Below are 16222 nucleotides of genomic sequence, written 5' to 3'. Positions count from 1 at the left end.
TAAAAATATTTTTCAATTACATTTCGACTGCGATCAATGTGACAGCAATTAAAGTTGGCTGAATTTAGCCATTAATCCATATATCCTCAAAATTTATAAACAAAGTTTAACAGATTATCTTAATAGACTTGGGCTTGCGTTTTACTTTGTTTATTTTTGAATCACAAATAAAATGTCGGCTTGAGCATTGGTTAAGATAAAATATCTCTTATCGAAAGCACATTGTGAAGCAAACCGAAAGCAATCAAAAAACTTTCGTCAGTTCGAGTGATTTTGAGGTACGAAAAATTGTATCGAGAACTTAGTGATAAAATTCTGATTCTCGATATTAATCTTACTCATTATCAATCGTGAAATTCACTCGAATTGATGAATTTTTTCTAAATGAACAACAAGTAAAGCATAGTTTTTTTGCGTCGCACTTGTTCTCGATACAATTTTCTTGAATTTCTCTGAAATTGCAATCCAAGAAAACCACTCGAACTGACGTTAAAAGACGTATCAAATTTTAAATTAGTTTTTGTCAATCTGAACTGTCACACTGAGCTTGTCGAAGTGTTGTTTCAGATTCTGAAATAAATTCAGAATGGCAAAGATTTACTTTTGTAGATTAAAACAATAAATAACTACCAAATGAAATATCATCCAATAGACCGCAATTTATTCATAAAAAACCGTAAAAACTTTGCTTCTCAGATGAAGCCAAACAGTTTAGCTGCATTCAATTCAAACGATGTTTATCCTATTGGTGCGGACAGCACTATTCCGTTTCAACAAGACCGTAATATATTTTATCTGAGTGGTGTTGACCAGGAGGAAAGTATTTTGGTCCTTTTTCCTGATTGTCACAATCCTAAACACCGTGAAATTCTATTTTTAACCGAAACCAATGCTCATATTGCGGTTTGGGAAGGTGAAAAATTGACTAAAGAAAAAGCCTTTGAAACCTCTGGTGTAAAAACTGTGTATTGGTTACAAGATTTCGATAAAGTTTTCAAAGAAATCATGGCTCAGGCAGATACCATCTACATTAACACTAACGAACATTATCGTGCTAATGTAGCAACGGAAACACGCGAGGCACGATTCAACAAACAGATAAAAGCACAATTTCCTGCGCACAAAGTAGAAAAAAGTAATCCGATTTTACAGCGTTTACGCTCGGTTAAAGATCCTATAGAAATCGAATTGATGCAAAAGGCTTGTAATATTACCGAAAAAGGGTTTAGACGCATTTTAGAATTTACAAAACCTGGTGTTTGGGAATACAACTTAGAAGCTGAGTTTATGCACGAGTTCCTTAACAACCGCTCTAAAGGTTTTGCTTATACTCCGATTATTGCTTCAGGAAATAATGCAAACGTTTTGCACTATATTGAAAATAACCAACAGTGTAAAGCTGGTGATTTAATTCTGCTCGATGTTGGTGCAGAGTATGCCAATTACTCTAGTGATATGAGTAGAACCATTCCTGTTTCTGGTAAGTTTACAGATAGACAAAAACAAGTCTATAATGCTGTAAATCGTGTTAAGGATGAGGCGACCAAAATGCTTGTGCCTGGTACTATTTGGGCTGACTACCACGTTGAAGTTGGTAAATTAATGACGTCTGAATTATTAGGTCTTGGTTTATTAGATAAAGCTGATGTGCAAAACGAAAACCCAGATTGGCCAGCGTACAAAAAGTACTTTATGCATGGCACAAGTCACCATATTGGTTTAGACACGCACGATTATGGCTTACTCCACGAACCTATACAAGCCAACATGGTATTTACAGTAGAGCCTGGTATTTATATTCCAGATGAAGGTTTTGGTATCCGTTTAGAGGATGATGTAGTGATACAACAACAAGGAGAACCGTTCAACTTAATGGCGAATATCCCAATTGAAGCCGACGAGATTGAAGAATTAATGAACGCACAATAACCAAAACTGATTATACATGAAACGTATTTGCATAGGCTTGCTTTGTTTAAGCTTGTTTTTTAGTACCACAGGATGTGCCACTATTTTAGGTGGACCAATTTCATCGAGTCAAAAAACAAAACCTGCTCCAGGACAACAACAACGTGATGTTAGAGTGGGTTGGCTTATTGCAGATATCCTACTTTTTGCTCCTGGGCTTATTGTTGATTTTGCTACTGGAGCTATTTATAAGAGGTAAAAGGTTTTTACAAAAAATGATTTGAAAACAATTCTTGTCACTTGCGCTATCATCTTAAGGGATGATAAAGTTTATGCTTTTCAAAGAAGTAAAAACATGAAACTTCCTTTAAAATGGGAATTTGCAGGTGGCAAGTTAGAATCGAATGAAACTGAAATTGATTGCATAAAAAGAGAAATCAAAGAGGAATTGAATATTGAAATTCAGATATTAAAACGATTAAATCCTGTTATACACGAGTATTCTGATTTTAAAATCAAGTTAATTCCCTTTATAGCAAATTACTTAACCGGAGATTTAATTTTAAAAGAACACTCTAATTTCCTTTTAGCAAGGAAAAAAGAGTTATTAAATTTGGATTGGGCTGAAGCCGATATCCCAATTTTAAATGAATTTTTATCACTTTAATTCTTTTATTCCGACTTCTTTCAAATAATCATAAGTATTATCATAGAAGTTCCTTGGTCTTGTATGGTCAGTATCAGAACCATCAGGAACACAAATAATCATTCCCTGTCTCGCCCTCGTTAACAAGACTCTATAAGAGTTTTTAAGATATTCTTTATCAACTTCTTTGTTTATATTCTGCCATTTACTACCCTTAAAGTTTTGGTAAATCCAATTATCATTTTTCAAATAGAAATTAGCTCCCCAAATCAAAGATGTTCTATCAATTTCTAAACCTTGTATATCAAATTCAGTTGCAACATCTTCTAAAAAATAAGATGAACGAATATCTTCACTTGGATTTAAAAACCAATTTGGCGCAGAAATTTCATTTTTCACATTAACTCCTATAGCTTTTAATCTTCTTGAACCCGAAGAAGCTACTAATCCATACCTCTCTGTTCCTTTACTTTGCTGCCTTAACCATTTTTTAGCAACTTCCACATTCCTTGTTAAGTAAATAGGGAATGGTTTTTTTATTTCTGAATAAAGCTCTTTTGCTCTACCTTTATTTAATTCTAATAACTCATGGACAAATTCTGAAACTTTTTCTGACCTATATGAGCGAACAGAAACAGCTAAGTGTAAATCAGTTTCAGAGACTCCATTTTCTCTTAACCAAATTCTTTGCTTTTCTTCTTTTATATAATTTGAACTATTAATTATTGAGTTTGAAAAATGAATTTCCCAATTTTTATAGTTTTTTTCAAATGCGCTTATCCATTCTTCTAGACCAGCCTCTCCAGTATTAATTTCTTGACCTCCTCCAATCAAGCAAACAACCGTACACCAATCTTTGTGCCTATTCATTACATCAATTAGGAACTCTGGCTCTGACATTTCAAAATTTTCAATACCCTTCTTCCGTTTCATAAAAGAGCGTACCTGCTCTTTAGACCAAGCTCTTTGTGCTTCATCAAAAACAACTACTTTTTCTGTTGGCTCAATGATATATTTTAGATATTCATCTCTAAAGTGATGGATATTCTGAATAAAAGCATTCGTTCTTCTCTTTGCTTCATCTTTTGTAACACGTTCCCCTTTTTCTTTAGATGTTATTACATAGTCTCTCGCTAAAGCTTCTCGTAACACCTCAACCAAAGGACCATTTCCAGACAAAAAAACAGCATGTTCATCTTCTTGCGAGCGCATTCTATCATTAGCTATACTTAAACCTGCTAAAGTTTTTCCTGCTCCAGGAACTCCTGTAATAAAACAGATAGACTTTTTACTATTTTGCTTAGACTCCTCAATTACGTTGCTAATATAATTTGATGTCTTATTGAGATTTATGTTACCTGAATCATGTCTTGATATTTCTTCGACTTTATGCCCTTTGTAAAGTGCTTGAGCAACTTCAACAATTGTTGGTGTTGGCTTATAAATTGAATTCTCCCATTCAGACACATCAATTACCTCATTAGAAGACTTGGTAATTATATTTATCGCATTTCTTATTCCTATTTGATTACATTTTACAACTTGATTATGATTAAGAACCTCAACTAAGTTAAATTCAGAATTGCATGCATTAGTTGCTACCAAAAGTGGAACTAATTTTGCAAAATGACTTCCTTCATGAAAATTTTTCAAATCCAAGCAATAGTCTATTACCTGCAATTCCGCGCTTTTTCCAAATGAATTATCACCTACCTTAAACTCCAATACAAACACATAATCATTAACTATAATTATATTATCAACACGTTTACCCATCCTAGGTATCTGAAATTCGAAATACAAAGAACCATTTAAACCTATCAATTCTTTTTTTAGAATTTCAATCTGCTTAACCCATGCATTTCTCTGTAAATCTTCAAGGGAACGATTTGCGTGATTTAAACTTAATTCCCCAAGAATTAAACTAGAGTCTTCTCTTAAAAATTCGGTTATTGAGTTTTTGTAATATGCTCTATTCATCTAATCATCCTTTTTAAATTGATAATCTTTAAAAGATAATTTTGAGTTAGATTTTCTAAAATCTAATAACTCATCAACATGTAATTCAAATGCTTTAGCAAAAACCAAAATATTGGTCAACGAAATATTGCGTTCACCACGTTCAATCATTCCGATATAAGTTCTATGAAAACCTGTAACAAAGGAGAGCTCTTCCTGACTGAGATTTTTTTGGTTTCGCAAAAAACGTATTCGATTTCCAAACTCTTTAAGTATGAATTGATTCACCATAAACCAAAACTATACTTATTGTATGCAGCTATCAACATACAATAAGTATCATTGTTTATATTTGAAGAAATTTAATTATGAAAAAATATGAAAGAAAAAGTGACTTCAATGGCAAAGGCATAAACCAAGGGTATATTTTTAACGATGGTCAATATTATTGTCAAACAGAAAAACAAGCCAAAGAATACGTAGAATCAAAAGGTTTAAATTGGAAAGAAGAAAAACAAAATTTAACACAAAAAATGAATGGTTTTATTTTACTGAATGGGAAGAAATAGACACTGAAGAGTTTTTTGATATTGAAGGGAATGTATACACTACCAGTGTTGAATGTAATCAACCGGTAAATCTTGAACTTAAAAAGTGTGAGAATTGTTTCACTTCAATCTAAACTCCCACAAAACCACCCTCAAAAACATAACGCTGTAACTTCTGCAAAGTTTCTAACTTATCGCTAGTATTAACTAAAAGTGAAATATTGTTGTTGCTACCACCATAAGCAATCATACGCACATTAACATCTTGTAACACCTGGAAGAGTTCTGGTGTATCAGGATGGTAAATAATATTGTTACCAACGAGGCAAACAATACTCATATAATCATCTACTTCAACCGTTGCAAATTTTTCAAGTTCCTCGGTAATAGCTTCTAAATGTGTGGTGTTGTCTATGGTTAAGGATACTGCAATTTCTGAGGTGGTTACCATGTCTATAGACGTTTCGTAGCGCTCAAAGACTTCAAATACTTTCTTTAAAAAACCGTGTGCTAACAGCATACGTACCGACTTAATTTTTATAGCTGTAATGCCATCTTTTGCTGCAATGGCTTTAATGCCTTCACCATGAATTTGGTTGGTAATTAATGTGCCATGCGCTTGTGGTGCCATGGTGTTTTTGAGTCGTAATGGAATATCAAGATTGCGCACTGGCATTACGGTTTGCGGATGCAAAATCTTAGCTCCAAAATAAGCCAACTCAGCAGCTTCATCATACGATAAATGCGATAAGGCTTGCGTATCATTAACGTAACGAGGATCGTTGTTGTGGAATCCGTCAATATCGGTCCAGATTTGTACCTCATCGGCTTCAATAGCTGCACCAATAATGGTGGCTGTGTAATCGCTTCCGCCACGTTGCAGGTTGGTAATTTGCCCTTCGGCATCTAAACAAATAAAGCCTTGTGTAATGTAAATATCTGCTGGCTCAACAGTATTAATAAGTCGGTTAAGATTTTGTTTTATGTAAAAATTATCGGGTTCGTTATGGCTATCAATTCGCATAAAATCTAAAGCTGGCAATAACTTTACATTAAACCCTTCTTGTTGCAACAAACGGCTAAACATAAAAGTAGATAGTAATTCTCCATTGGCAACAATACTGTTATGTAACGTTTGTGAAAATGGCTCGTTAATCGCATCTAATAAAAGCTTGAATCTGGCATTGACGTACTTGCTCACTTCCAATCGTAATGCTTGATCTTGTAACAAATTGTACACCACAGCATTATACGTTTCGTTCAGTTCTGTGATGATGGTTTTTGCAGTTGTAAGCTCACCAACCTCAACCAATCTTGAGATTTCAACCAAAGTATTTGTAGTGCTAGACATGGCAGACAATACAACAATCTTACGGTCTTTGGTGTTAATGATATCTTTTACATGATTCATATTCACTACCGAACCTACTGAGGTACCACCAAACTTGTATACTAACATAGTGCATTTATTTTAGAGCGCAAATGTAGATGACCTTTAAGCTATTGACCTAAATTTTGAAAAAATAGCACAATTAATTACAATTTGTTAATTATATAACAAGCATATCTATGTTTTCATTTAAAAACACCCCTAAAGTCCCCTCAAGGGGACAATTCTTAACAAAATTGAAATGATAAACCTCAAAAGGAATTGCAAATGGGCTCTATTTATCCATTGAAACAAACAAACGTTCCACACTTTTTTTTAGCTGGTAAGTTATCAGCATGCCATGAAAAGGTGGTTTTGATGTCTTTTCCATTTTACCCTTACTTTGTTACATAATATTGTTATATTTACCCTTACTTTGTTACATAATATTGTTATATTTACCCTTACTTTGTTACAATTTAAAATTATAGACAAACACATTGCACTTTAAAAGACACATAAACAAAAGCTTAAAACAATGGAAAGCCAACCCAAAACGAAAGCCGCTCTTATTAAGAGGCGCAAGACAAGTGGGTAAAACAACTTTGGTGAACTCGTTTTCTCAAGGTTATGACTACTTTATTCCATTAAACCTAGAGCGTGCTGCAGACTTACGATATTTTCAAGATTTTACAGATGTCAAAACCCTTGTAGATGCTTTGTTTTTAGCAAATAACATTAGGACCAATACTATGTCCAAGGTGCTTTTATTTATTGATGAAATACAAGAATCACCGGAAGCTATAGCATTATTAAGATATTTTTATGAAGACTTACCTCAACTACATGTTATAGCAGCTGGCTCTTTGCTTGAGCACGTTATGGACAAGGTAAAGAGTTTTCCAGTAGGTCGTGTGTCTTATTTGTATTTACATCCTTTAAATTTTCTAGAGTATCTTAACGCAAAACAACAATCATTAGCATTAGAGGCATTACATGAAATACCTGTAAAGGATTTTGCACATCAAACACTAAAAGTTTTATTTCATCAATACGCCATTATTGGAGGTATGCCAGAAGTTATAGACACCTTTTTAGAGACTGATAACATTGCAGATTTACCAGAAGTTTATGAAAGTATTTGGGCAACCTACAAAGACGATGTAGAAAAATATGCCAACAACGCCACAGATGCAAGAGTTATACGCCACATTATGAATACAGCACATTTGTATTTAGATGAGCGTATAAAATTTCACAACTTTGGTAACTCCAATTATAAATCCAGAGAAGTTGGAGAAGCGATGCGCAACCTAAATGATGCGCGTATTATTCAATTAATTTATCCCACTACATCTATAGCGTCTCCTGTAAAATCAGATTTAAAAAAATCACCACGCTTACAATTTTTAGACACTGGTTTAGTAAATTATGAATTAAACGTTCAAGGAGATATGTTGACTTTAGAAGACTTAAGTAATGCTTACAAAGGGGCCATTATTCCTCATTTAATTACTCAAGAACTAATGTCGCTCAACACTATTACTTATTCTAAACCTAATTTTTGGGTGAGAGAAAAAAAACAAGCGTCTTCTGAGGTTGATTTGGTAATGCCTTACAAGGAAAAACTAATTCCTATTGAAATTAAATCTGGTAAAGAAGGAAAACTAAAATCGCTTCATCAATTCATTGATCGAGCCGACCATCCATATGCGATTCGCATGTATAGTGGAGAATTTAGTGTTGAACAACATTCAACTCCAATGGGTAAAAAACCGTATTTACTAATGAATTTACCTTATTACTTAGGCACAAAACTAGAAGATTATACCGCCTATTTTATAAACAATTATAGTATCAACTAACGTTACCCATCAAAAACAAACAAACGCTCTACACTCTTTTTAGCAGGTAAGTTATCGGCATGCCATGAGAAACTTGTTTTTGCTGGCTTTTCCCAAATACAGTTAAAATCTTCTGGTGCATTGTATTCGCTCACAAACAATTGATGACCTGCTTTGCTTTGTTGTCTGCACCATTCCCAAAATTTGTCATGGTCGAAACCATCTCTGTATTTAGTGGTAGACGCGTATGGTGGATCGCAATAGACAATACTATTTTCAGGAATTTCTAATTCGGTATACGATTTACAGGACAAAATAACACCTTCGAGATTTGGCACTTGTTTGGTAATGTTTCGATAATGTTCTGCCCAATAATCGCGTTTACCTTGCTTATCGCGTCGGTAGCCTGCAAACCATTTGCCTCCAAACGAATTAAAACCGACATAAGCCACCAGATGTTTAGGATAGTCGTCTTGATTGTATTTTATGGCTTTGTATTCGTCCTCACTTACCGATTTTGGAGGATCCCAATTCTCGTAAATCAAGGCTTGCCACATGGCCATTAATTCTTCATGCTGATCGTTGGCAATTCGGATACCATCGACCTTGTCTATCATATTCATACCACCTGCAAAAGGCTCAATATAAGATTGATTTGGCTGTCGGTCTTTTAGAATAATTGGTAATATATGTTTGGCAAAACGTGCCTTGCTTCCCATGTATTTCATGCAACTGGTTCTATTGGGTTAACACAATTACTTGGAACATAAGAATCATATGGCATTCTAAATTTTGATGAAAATTCGTCAATTCGAGTGCGGTTTACGATTGCAATGAGAAAATCGTGTATCGAGAATAAGAATTTTAGCCTAAGAATTTGTTCTCGATACAATTTTTTATGCTTCAAAATCACTCGAACTGACGTATCGATAGTTTTGTTAAAACAGAAAGCATGATTTAAAAATTGATGTTTCATACTAAATGGTTTTCGGCTTTGATTTCAACATAGACACTATTCCAAAGGTTACAACAGCAGGTAATACCCAACCCAAACTATGCTTTGCTAGAGGAATGTATTCTGTTAACTTTTGTAAGCCTTCCGAAGGCCTTAAAAACCCGATAACATCTGGTATGCTGAATACTAAAGTGACGATAATTACAGCTCTAAACAGAAGTGGAGTTGCTAGTCTCTCAGGCAAAACATTCAGTAAAATAAGTATGATGGTAATTGGATATACTAATAACAATACAGGAATAGCCACTACAACAATGGAGTTAAAATCGAGCTGCCCAACAATAACACCCAACACGCAACCGATGATGGCAGTGACTACAAAAACAGTTTGCGAATTATTCAACAATCCTTTAAAATAATCGGCTGTACCAGCAATAATACCAACAGCTGTGGTAAAACAAGCCAAAGAAATAAGAATACTTAAAACCATGTTACCAAATTCTCCCAAGGATTTTATACTAATATCTCTTAGCAAACTGGCTCGTTGCATATCGTTACTTAAGGCTGTATCAACGCTAATTTCCGAACCATAATACGCACCAACAGCAATTAATCCAGCGTAAATTACAAACAGACCTAAACCTGCAATAAAGCCTGAATTTCTGATGAGTTTTCGTTTCGATTCAAATCGACTTACTTCCATATTATCGAAGTTAAGCGATACAATAATTACCGCACCTACAACCACTGCTCCGATAGCATCAAAGGTTTGATAGCCTTCTAAAATTCCTGAAACGATAGGTGTGTCAAATTGAGGTGTTCCTGTGGTAAATTCCGAATAAAACAAACCAATTGCAATCACTACTAACAACATGATTACTATAAATGGTGTTAAAAACTTTCCGATGAGATTCAATATTTTGGAACGATTCAACACAAAAACCAATACCAAAGCAAAATAAATACTACTGGTTAATAATGGCGACGTACCAAATGCAGGATGAATAGCAATCTCGTGTGTTGCCGCAGCTGTTCGAGGTGATGGAATGGCAACTGCAATAACATAAATTAAAATGCAATAAATTAAACTGAAGGTTGGCGATACTTTTTTGCCAAAATCAAACAACGTACCTTGAAGTCTGGCATGTGCTAATATGCCAATAATTGGAATCACTACGGCTGTAATTATAAAACCAATAGCAACCCAAAGCCAGTTTTCACCAGAGTTGTAACCCAACATTGGTGGCAACAATAAGTTTCCTGCACCAAAAAAAAGCGAAAATAAGGCGAAGCTTGTAACTAAAAGTTCTTTGCGTTGAATATTCACTACTTAGTCTTTTTAAGTTCTAAATCGTGAAAATCGAAGCTAAAATCTGTGATTGGCGCAATATACTTCATCGTTGCAGAAACGGCTTCTTCCTTTTCATTAAATGTGAATTGCACAAAGACATCAGCATCGTAGCTTCTATCGTTCCATTTGGCAACAAATGTTGTTGCGTTGTATGGCAACAATTCGCCATATAAACGTGGTGAACGCTCGCATTTGATACTGTATTTTTTGCCATCGTGTGCAATGGTGATATCTCCAAACCAATCGTCTTTATAAGTGCCTACAATTTGCTCTGCACTTGGTGTTGTCAATTGCTTTTTAGCCTTTTCTACCTGAGCAAAAACTTCAGTTTTAATGCTATCATTATACTTTAAATAGTCAGCATTGCTTTTGCCTAAACGTTCTAACCAATTTCTGTTTTCATAACCTAAATACGAATCTTTAATGGTATTTGTGATTGTCGTAAATGCAGAACCATTCATTTGATTGGTTAACACTACAATAGCTAAGTCTAAATCTGGAATCATGGTAAACTGCGTTACCGTACCAATCAATCCACCTGTATGATACACTTGTTTATGTCCACCTTTCAAATCAGTCACAAACCAACCCAATCCATAACCTTTAAAATTAGAATCATACGAATCGTTGGCTCTGACTTTTAATGGTGTTTGCAATTGCCAAAGCTCGTGAAACTGTGCTTCGCTCAATAAACGTTCTCCTTTTTCTGTAACAGCATCATTCATTAAAAACTTTGCCCAAGTCATCATATCATGTACATTACTCACAATACCTCCTGCTGCGTTTGCAGTTTCGCTCCAATCATGCGGAATCTGAATCACCTTCCCTTCTGCTCTCGTGTGTGCATCGATTATATTCGATTTATCGGTTACTCTGTTGTAGGATGCTTTTGAATTTATCATGCCAACAGGTTTCATAATCTTAGTTTCTATAAAATCTTCCCAAGACAGACCACTAACACGCTTTAGTACTTCGCCTGCAATAATGAACATGTTGTTGTTATAGGCAAATTGACTGCGGAACGAACTTTCAGGCTCTAAATACTTCACGTTATCAATGATATCCTGAACCGTAAAGTCATTCCCTTCAGGAAAAAACATAAGATCACCAGCACCCAATCCCATACCACTTCTGTGTGTTACCAAATCTCTAACCGTAAAATTCTCGGTCACCCAAGGATCGTGCAATTGAAACTCTGGAATATACTTACGCACAGGATCATCCCAATCTAATTTTCCATCATCGACGAGCATTGCCAATGCAAAACACGTAAAGCCTTTACTGTTGGAAGCTACACCTACTAAGGTTTCAGAATTCATGTCTTTTTTAGACGTTAAAGAGCGTAACCCATGCCCTTTTGCATAGACTTCTTTTCCATCTTTAAATACACCAACCGAAATGCCTGGCACATCGAAAGTGGTGAGCGTTTCTTTTACAAGCTTATCAATTTCGGTCTCCTTTAGTTGTGCATATGCATTGATGCTACCTATAAAAAGAATGGCAATAAAAAGTCGTTTTAAAAGCATGGTATTTTGTTTTAACATGAAAGACTTCAAATATAATAAATGTTACTGATGAAAAGTTTAGTCATCGCATTTCAACATTTATCTTTGCATCCATGATTATAGATTACAAAAACATAAAGATTCATTATACAGTTTCAGGCAAAGGTGAGACCATTGTATTATTACATGGTTTTTTAGAAACCATTGAAATGTGGCGCGACTTAGTACCTGAAATTTCAAGAACACATAAAGTCATTTGTATCGATTTATTAGGACATGGTGAAACAGAATCTTTAGGTTATGTACACACAATGGAAGATATGGCTGATGCTGTGTTTGCGGTTTTACAACATTTAGAAATTAATAAAGCAAAGTTTATTGGTCATTCTATGGGAGGCTATGTGGCTTTAGCATTAGCAGAACAACAACCTCAACTTTTCGAGGGACTTTGTTTGATGAATTCCACATTTGAAGCTGACAGTGAAGAACGTAAAGTGTTGAGGACGCGTGCCAACGACATGGCAAAGACTAATTTTGAAAATTTAGTACGTATGTCTTTTGCTAATCTTTTTGCGCCAGAAAGCAGAATAAGCTTCAAAGCAGAATATGAATGGGCTTTAAACATTGCACTTAAAACATCGCTTCAAGGTTACATGGCTGCTAACGAAGGTATGAAGCTTAGACCGAATCGATTTGAAGTTTTTAATACCCTTAATGCTGATAAATTTATAATCATTGGTAAGAAAGACAGCTTAATCAACAGAGAACAGGTTCTTTCTAAAATTGAAAACACAGCTATAAATTTTGCTGAATTATCGGAAGGACATATGAGTCATATTGAGAATAAATCAGAATTATCTTACTTATTATTGCGTTTTATCGAAAAATAAAACTTTTTGACGTTTTTTTAAACTTTTTTATATTAAGTTTAACCAACTAATAAAGTTTACCTTAAATCTTAACCTACTATGTCAGCAACCAAACTCTATTGTGATTTCTTTGGTCACAACTACGAAATGACAAAGAAAGTAACCAATCATGTTAAAGAATATACATGTTCAAGGTGCAAGAAACAATTGACTACAGACAGTAATGGTCAGCTTACCGAATTAACACCAAAATATCAGGAAATAAATTCTGCATTAGAACGCATTTACAATAACCGAATGATGCGTTTAAAGCGAAAAACACTCAATTCATCGATTTGTTAAGTGTTGATAACCTGTGAATAACTCTTTTTCTTATATTTAAAATCCTTAAAAACAAATTTATCCCTTAACTAAGAAAAAGTACAAAAAATGAAAAATGTGTTATGCTCCTTAATTGGACATGATTACGAAGTCTCAAAAGTAGTAACGTATCACGTAAAAGAATATAAATGTAAGCGCTGTAATGCCGAAATGACTATTGATGGCAATGGCAAATTCATCCCATTAACACCAAAACACAAAGAAATAAATTCGGTATTAAACCGTGTACATAATAAGCGTTTAGAAAGAAGCCAGAAACTTCTTATGGCTGATTATTGATTATTAAGTGCATTCCACCCTTTTGCAATAATCGGTATTTTTTGCTCTGCCCTTGTAATTAAGTGCATCCCTCTTTCCTCTTCCGTTATATATCCAATTACTGTTAGATTAGGATTTCCTTTTATCTTAGGGTAATCTTCTTGTGAAACTGTCATCAATAATTCGTAATCTTCACCTCCGTTTAAAGCTACAGTTGTACTATCTATGTTAAATTCTTCGCATGTAGAAATTACTTGTGGATCTAACGGAATTTTATTTTCATAAATATCTACCCCAACTTTACTTTGCTTACATAAGTGGATAACTTCAGACGACAACCCATCACTTATATCAATCATACTTGTTGGTTTCACCTCCAGTTTCTGAAGTAACTCTATAATATCTTTCCTTGCTTCTGGTTTTAATTGTCTTTCAATAATGTAGGTATACATTGATAAATCTGGTTGCGAATTAGGGTTTACCTTAAATACTTCCTTTTCGCGCTCTAACACTTGCAATCCCATATAAGCTCCACCAATATCACCTGTTACAACTAACAAATCATTTGGTTTTGCTCCAGAACGTAGGACTTCGCTCCCTTCTTCAACTTCACCAATTGCAGTAATAGAAATAATTAAACCAGAAGTTGAGGACGTTGTATCACCACCAACAACATCAATTTTGTAAAGTTCAGCTGCTGTAGTGATACCTGCATACAACTCTTCTAAAGCTTCTAATGGAAAACGATTAGACACAGCTATAGATACTGTAATTTGTGTTGCTTTGGCATTCATAGCATAAACATCAGACAAATTGACCATTACAGCTTTATAGCCTAAATGTTTTAAAGGCACATAACTCAAATCAAAATGTACACCTTCCACCAATAAATCTGTAGATACAACAATTTGTTTTTTTCCATAACTCAAAACTGCGGCATCATCACCGATACCTTTTACAGTAGATTTATGACTAATCTTAAAATGCTCCGTTAAGTGATCTATCAATTTAAACTCACCTAACTCGCTCAAAGGTGTACGCTTAGGATTCTTATCTTCTATCATACTGCAAAAATATTATGCTTTTTTAAATAAAAGAGGTTCTACAGGCATTTATTATTTGGTAATTTTAGCAATGTTTAATTTTTACTGTAAATTGCTAAAAAAAAGTTATGGATTTTTTTGCCCTAAAGAGATACTTCTTTCAAATTCTTACGTGTACTGCCTTATCTATAATGGTTTTGGCTTGCTCTAGTGATGATGATGGCAATGATAATACGGACACTGATAACGATACTATTTTAGACATCAGTGATAATTGCCCAACAATTGCCAATGAAGACCAGCTTGATACTGATAGTGATGGTCTTGGAGATGCTTGTGACGAAGATGATGATAACGACGGTATTTTAGATATTGATGATAATTGCCCTTTGACTTCAAATCCGCTTCAAGAAGATGCTGATAATGATGGCATTGGTGACATCTGTGACGACAATACTATTTTACCGCAATTTCCTTGTGAAAATGGATTAGCTAATGGCCATCCATGTAGTGGATTCGATCTTATGAGTCAGATTACAATAGATGTTTTGGGAGGAGATGGTGCAGAAGGCAACGATTCTTGGGGTTGGACAGATCCTCAAACCGGAAACGAATATGCTCTAGTTGGAACCTCAACCAACGCTGCTTTTGTTGATATTACTAACCCATCAAACCCTGTTTTTTTAGGAACTTTACCAACAGCTACAACCAATAGTCCTTGGAGAGATATTAAAGTGTACAATAATCACGCATTTATAGTAAGCGAAGCACCTGGTCATGGAATGCAAGTTTTTGACTTAACACGTTTAAGAAATGTTGCCAATCCACCAGAAACTTTTACTGCAGATGCTAATTACAATGGTTTTGGTAGTGCTCATAATATCGTAATAAATGAAGACAGTGGTTTTGCGTACGCAGTAGGCTCTGACACTTTTAATGGAGGGCCTCATTTTGTGAATATTCAAAATCCAACCGCACCTATTGCTGCTGGTGGCTACGCTGACGATGCTTACTCACATGATGCCCAAGTTATAACTTACAATGGGCCGGATGCAGATTATACAGGTAGAGAAATTTTAATAGGCAGCAATGAGAATGAAGTCGTAATTGTTGATGTTACTAATAAGTCAAATCCTGTTCAAATTTCAACTATAGATTACGGAAATATTGGCTATACGCATCAAGGTTGGTTTACCGAGGACATGGTCTATTTCTTACTTGGTGATGAGGTTGATGAAATAAGTTTTGGGCTCAACTCCCGTACTGTTGTATTTGATTTTAGTGATCTGGATAATCCTTTATTTCACATGGAATATCTTGGTCCTACAGCAGCAATAGACCACAACGGCTATGTTGTTGGCAATACGTTTTACGTCGCTAATTACACTGCAGGTCTTAGAGCTATCGATATTTCTAATTTAGACTCTGGCGTGATGACAGAAACCGGCTTCATAGACACCTACATTCCAGATGACAATACGTCTTTTAATGGAGCATGGAATATCTATCCTTTTTTTGAAAGCGGTAACATTGTCGTCAGTGATATTAATGGAGGTTTATTTATTGTAAGACCTTCTAATTAACAC

At 34.8% G+C, this 16222-nt stretch carries 16 protein-coding genes; 9 read left to right on the top strand and 7 right to left on the bottom strand.

Annotation, left to right across the window (positions count from 1 at the left end):
* The first annotated feature begins 633 nt into the window (after nt 1–633).
* Genes FC091_RS02410 through FC091_RS02400 form a run of 3 tightly spaced genes read left to right on the top strand, consistent with a single transcriptional unit; the run spans nt 634 to nt 2575 of the window.
* Nucleotides 634–1929, top strand: a complete 1296-nt coding sequence (locus tag FC091_RS02410) for an aminopeptidase P family protein (protein ID WP_138432681.1) — start codon at nt 634–636, stop codon at nt 1927–1929.
* Between the two features lie 16 nt (nt 1930–1945).
* Entirely contained in the window at nt 1946–2167 is a 222-nt protein-coding gene (locus FC091_RS02405) for a hypothetical protein (RefSeq protein WP_138432680.1), read from the top strand.
* Nucleotides 2168–2188: 21 nt separating this feature from the next.
* The gene (locus tag FC091_RS02400) at nt 2189–2575 is read left to right on the top strand and encodes a (deoxy)nucleoside triphosphate pyrophosphohydrolase (protein WP_171032439.1); all 387 of its coding nucleotides are present in this window, start codon (nt 2189–2191) and stop codon (nt 2573–2575) included.
* Here the strand turns inward: FC091_RS02400 and FC091_RS02395 are convergent.
* Together FC091_RS02395 and FC091_RS02390 are read right to left on the bottom strand one after the other, a co-directional pair.
* Nucleotides 2567–4534 carry a DUF2075 domain-containing protein gene (locus FC091_RS02395; protein ID WP_138432679.1) on the bottom strand — a complete coding sequence of 656 codons (1968 nt, stop codon included), beginning with the start codon at nt 4532–4534 and terminating at the stop codon, nt 2567–2569. The genes FC091_RS02400 and FC091_RS02395 overlap by 9 nt on opposite strands.
* Entirely contained in the window at nt 4535–4804 is a 270-nt protein-coding gene (locus tag FC091_RS02390) for a helix-turn-helix domain-containing protein (RefSeq protein ID WP_138432678.1), read from the bottom strand. It lies immediately after the preceding gene.
* Nucleotides 4805–4881: 77 nt separating this feature from the next.
* Between FC091_RS02390 and FC091_RS02385 the strand changes: the two genes are divergently transcribed.
* Nucleotides 4882–5082, top strand: a complete 201-nt coding sequence (locus tag FC091_RS02385) for a hypothetical protein (protein WP_138432677.1) — start codon at nt 4882–4884, stop codon at nt 5080–5082.
* 109 nt (nt 5083–5191) lie between these two features.
* Here the strand turns inward: FC091_RS02385 and FC091_RS02380 are convergent, their stop codons facing one another.
* Nucleotides 5192–6520, bottom strand: a complete 1329-nt coding sequence (locus FC091_RS02380) for an aspartate kinase (protein ID WP_138432676.1) — start codon at nt 6518–6520, stop codon at nt 5192–5194.
* Nucleotides 6521–6930: 410 nt separating this feature from the next.
* Here FC091_RS02380 and FC091_RS02375 point away from each other — a divergent pair, with 410 nt between their 5' ends.
* Complete coding sequence (locus tag FC091_RS02375; RefSeq protein ID WP_138432675.1) at nt 6931–8295, top strand: ATP-binding protein; 1365 nt, start codon at nt 6931–6933, stop codon at nt 8293–8295.
* A gap of 2 nt (nt 8296–8297) precedes the next feature.
* On the opposite strand, the gene FC091_RS02370 is transcribed toward FC091_RS02375, so the two are convergent.
* The 3 genes from FC091_RS02370 to FC091_RS02360 form a co-directional block, all read right to left on the bottom strand.
* Nucleotides 8298–8993 carry a DNA adenine methylase gene (locus FC091_RS02370; RefSeq protein ID WP_171032438.1) on the bottom strand — a complete coding sequence of 232 codons (696 nt, stop codon included), beginning with the start codon at nt 8991–8993 and terminating at the stop codon, nt 8298–8300.
* A gap of 258 nt (nt 8994–9251) precedes the next feature.
* Nucleotides 9252–10556: a branched-chain amino acid transport system II carrier protein gene (brnQ, locus tag FC091_RS02365; protein ID WP_138432673.1), complete on the bottom strand. Its 1305-nt coding sequence runs from the start codon at nt 10554–10556 to the stop codon at nt 9252–9254.
* A complete protein-coding gene (locus FC091_RS02360; RefSeq protein WP_138432672.1) occupies nt 10556–12106 on the bottom strand; it encodes a serine hydrolase in 1551 nt (516 codons plus the stop codon). Before FC091_RS02360 ends, brnQ begins: the two co-directional genes overlap by 1 nt.
* Nucleotides 12107–12198: 92 nt before the next feature.
* Between FC091_RS02360 and FC091_RS02355 the strand changes: the two genes are divergently transcribed.
* From FC091_RS02355 to FC091_RS02345, 3 genes are all read left to right on the top strand, one after another.
* Entirely contained in the window at nt 12199–12975 is a 777-nt protein-coding gene (locus FC091_RS02355) for an alpha/beta fold hydrolase (RefSeq protein ID WP_138432671.1), read from the top strand.
* A 78-nt stretch (nt 12976–13053) separates the two neighbouring features.
* A complete protein-coding gene (locus FC091_RS02350) occupies nt 13054–13296 on the top strand; it encodes a DUF1660 family phage protein (RefSeq protein WP_138432670.1) in 243 nt (80 codons plus the stop codon).
* Between the two features lie 87 nt (nt 13297–13383).
* Nucleotides 13384–13614, top strand: a complete 231-nt coding sequence (locus tag FC091_RS02345) for a hypothetical protein (RefSeq protein WP_138432669.1) — start codon at nt 13384–13386, stop codon at nt 13612–13614.
* Here FC091_RS02345 and thiL read toward each other — a convergent pair.
* Nucleotides 13608–14657, bottom strand: a complete 1050-nt coding sequence (gene thiL / locus FC091_RS02340; protein WP_138432668.1) for a thiamine-phosphate kinase — start codon at nt 14655–14657, stop codon at nt 13608–13610. The two genes, FC091_RS02345 and thiL, sit on opposite strands and share 7 nt — an antisense overlap.
* A 107-nt stretch (nt 14658–14764) precedes the next feature.
* Here thiL and FC091_RS02335 point away from each other — a divergent pair, with 107 nt between their 5' ends.
* Nucleotides 14765–16219, top strand: a complete 1455-nt coding sequence (locus FC091_RS02335; RefSeq protein ID WP_246035783.1) for a choice-of-anchor B family protein — start codon at nt 14765–14767, stop codon at nt 16217–16219.
* Nucleotides 16220–16222: the final 3 nt, after the last annotated feature.

The organism is Winogradskyella algicola (genome assembly GCF_005869935.1).
GTDB lineage: Bacteria > Bacteroidota > Bacteroidia > Flavobacteriales > Flavobacteriaceae > Winogradskyella > Winogradskyella algicola.
The sequence above is the reverse complement of the archived record's forward strand: the minus strand, read 5'-3'. Positions and strand labels throughout refer to the sequence as shown.

Excerpts from the sequence above, each read along its gene's own strand:
- FC091_RS02355 (WP_138432671.1), top strand. The coding sequence starts at position 12,199 with ATGATTATAGATTACAAAAACATAAAGATTCATTATACAGTTTCAGGC.
- FC091_RS02345 (WP_138432669.1), top strand. The coding sequence starts at position 13,384 with ATGAAAAATGTGTTATGCTCCTTAATTGGACATGATTACGAAGTCTCA.
- FC091_RS02370 (WP_171032438.1), bottom strand. The coding sequence starts at position 8,993 with ATGGGAAGCAAGGCACGTTTTGCCAAACATATATTACCAATTATTCTA.
- FC091_RS02390 (WP_138432678.1), bottom strand. The coding sequence starts at position 4,804 with ATGGTGAATCAATTCATACTTAAAGAGTTTGGAAATCGAATACGTTTT.
- FC091_RS02405 (WP_138432680.1), top strand. The coding sequence starts at position 1,946 with ATGAAACGTATTTGCATAGGCTTGCTTTGTTTAAGCTTGTTTTTTAGT.
- FC091_RS02360 (WP_138432672.1), bottom strand. The coding sequence starts at position 12,106 with ATGCTTTTAAAACGACTTTTTATTGCCATTCTTTTTATAGGTAGCATC.
- FC091_RS02335 (WP_246035783.1), top strand. The coding sequence starts at position 14,765 with ATGGATTTTTTTGCCCTAAAGAGATACTTCTTTCAAATTCTTACGTGT.
- FC091_RS02350 (WP_138432670.1), top strand. The coding sequence starts at position 13,054 with ATGTCAGCAACCAAACTCTATTGTGATTTCTTTGGTCACAACTACGAA.
- thiL (WP_138432668.1), bottom strand. The coding sequence starts at position 14,657 with ATGATAGAAGATAAGAATCCTAAGCGTACACCTTTGAGCGAGTTAGGT.
- FC091_RS02410 (WP_138432681.1), top strand. The coding sequence starts at position 634 with ATGAAATATCATCCAATAGACCGCAATTTATTCATAAAAAACCGTAAA.
- FC091_RS02380 (WP_138432676.1), bottom strand. The coding sequence starts at position 6,520 with ATGTTAGTATACAAGTTTGGTGGTACCTCAGTAGGTTCGGTAGTGAAT.
- FC091_RS02385 (WP_138432677.1), top strand. The coding sequence starts at position 4,882 with ATGAAAAAATATGAAAGAAAAAGTGACTTCAATGGCAAAGGCATAAAC.
- FC091_RS02395 (WP_138432679.1), bottom strand. The coding sequence starts at position 4,534 with ATGAATAGAGCATATTACAAAAACTCAATAACCGAATTTTTAAGAGAA.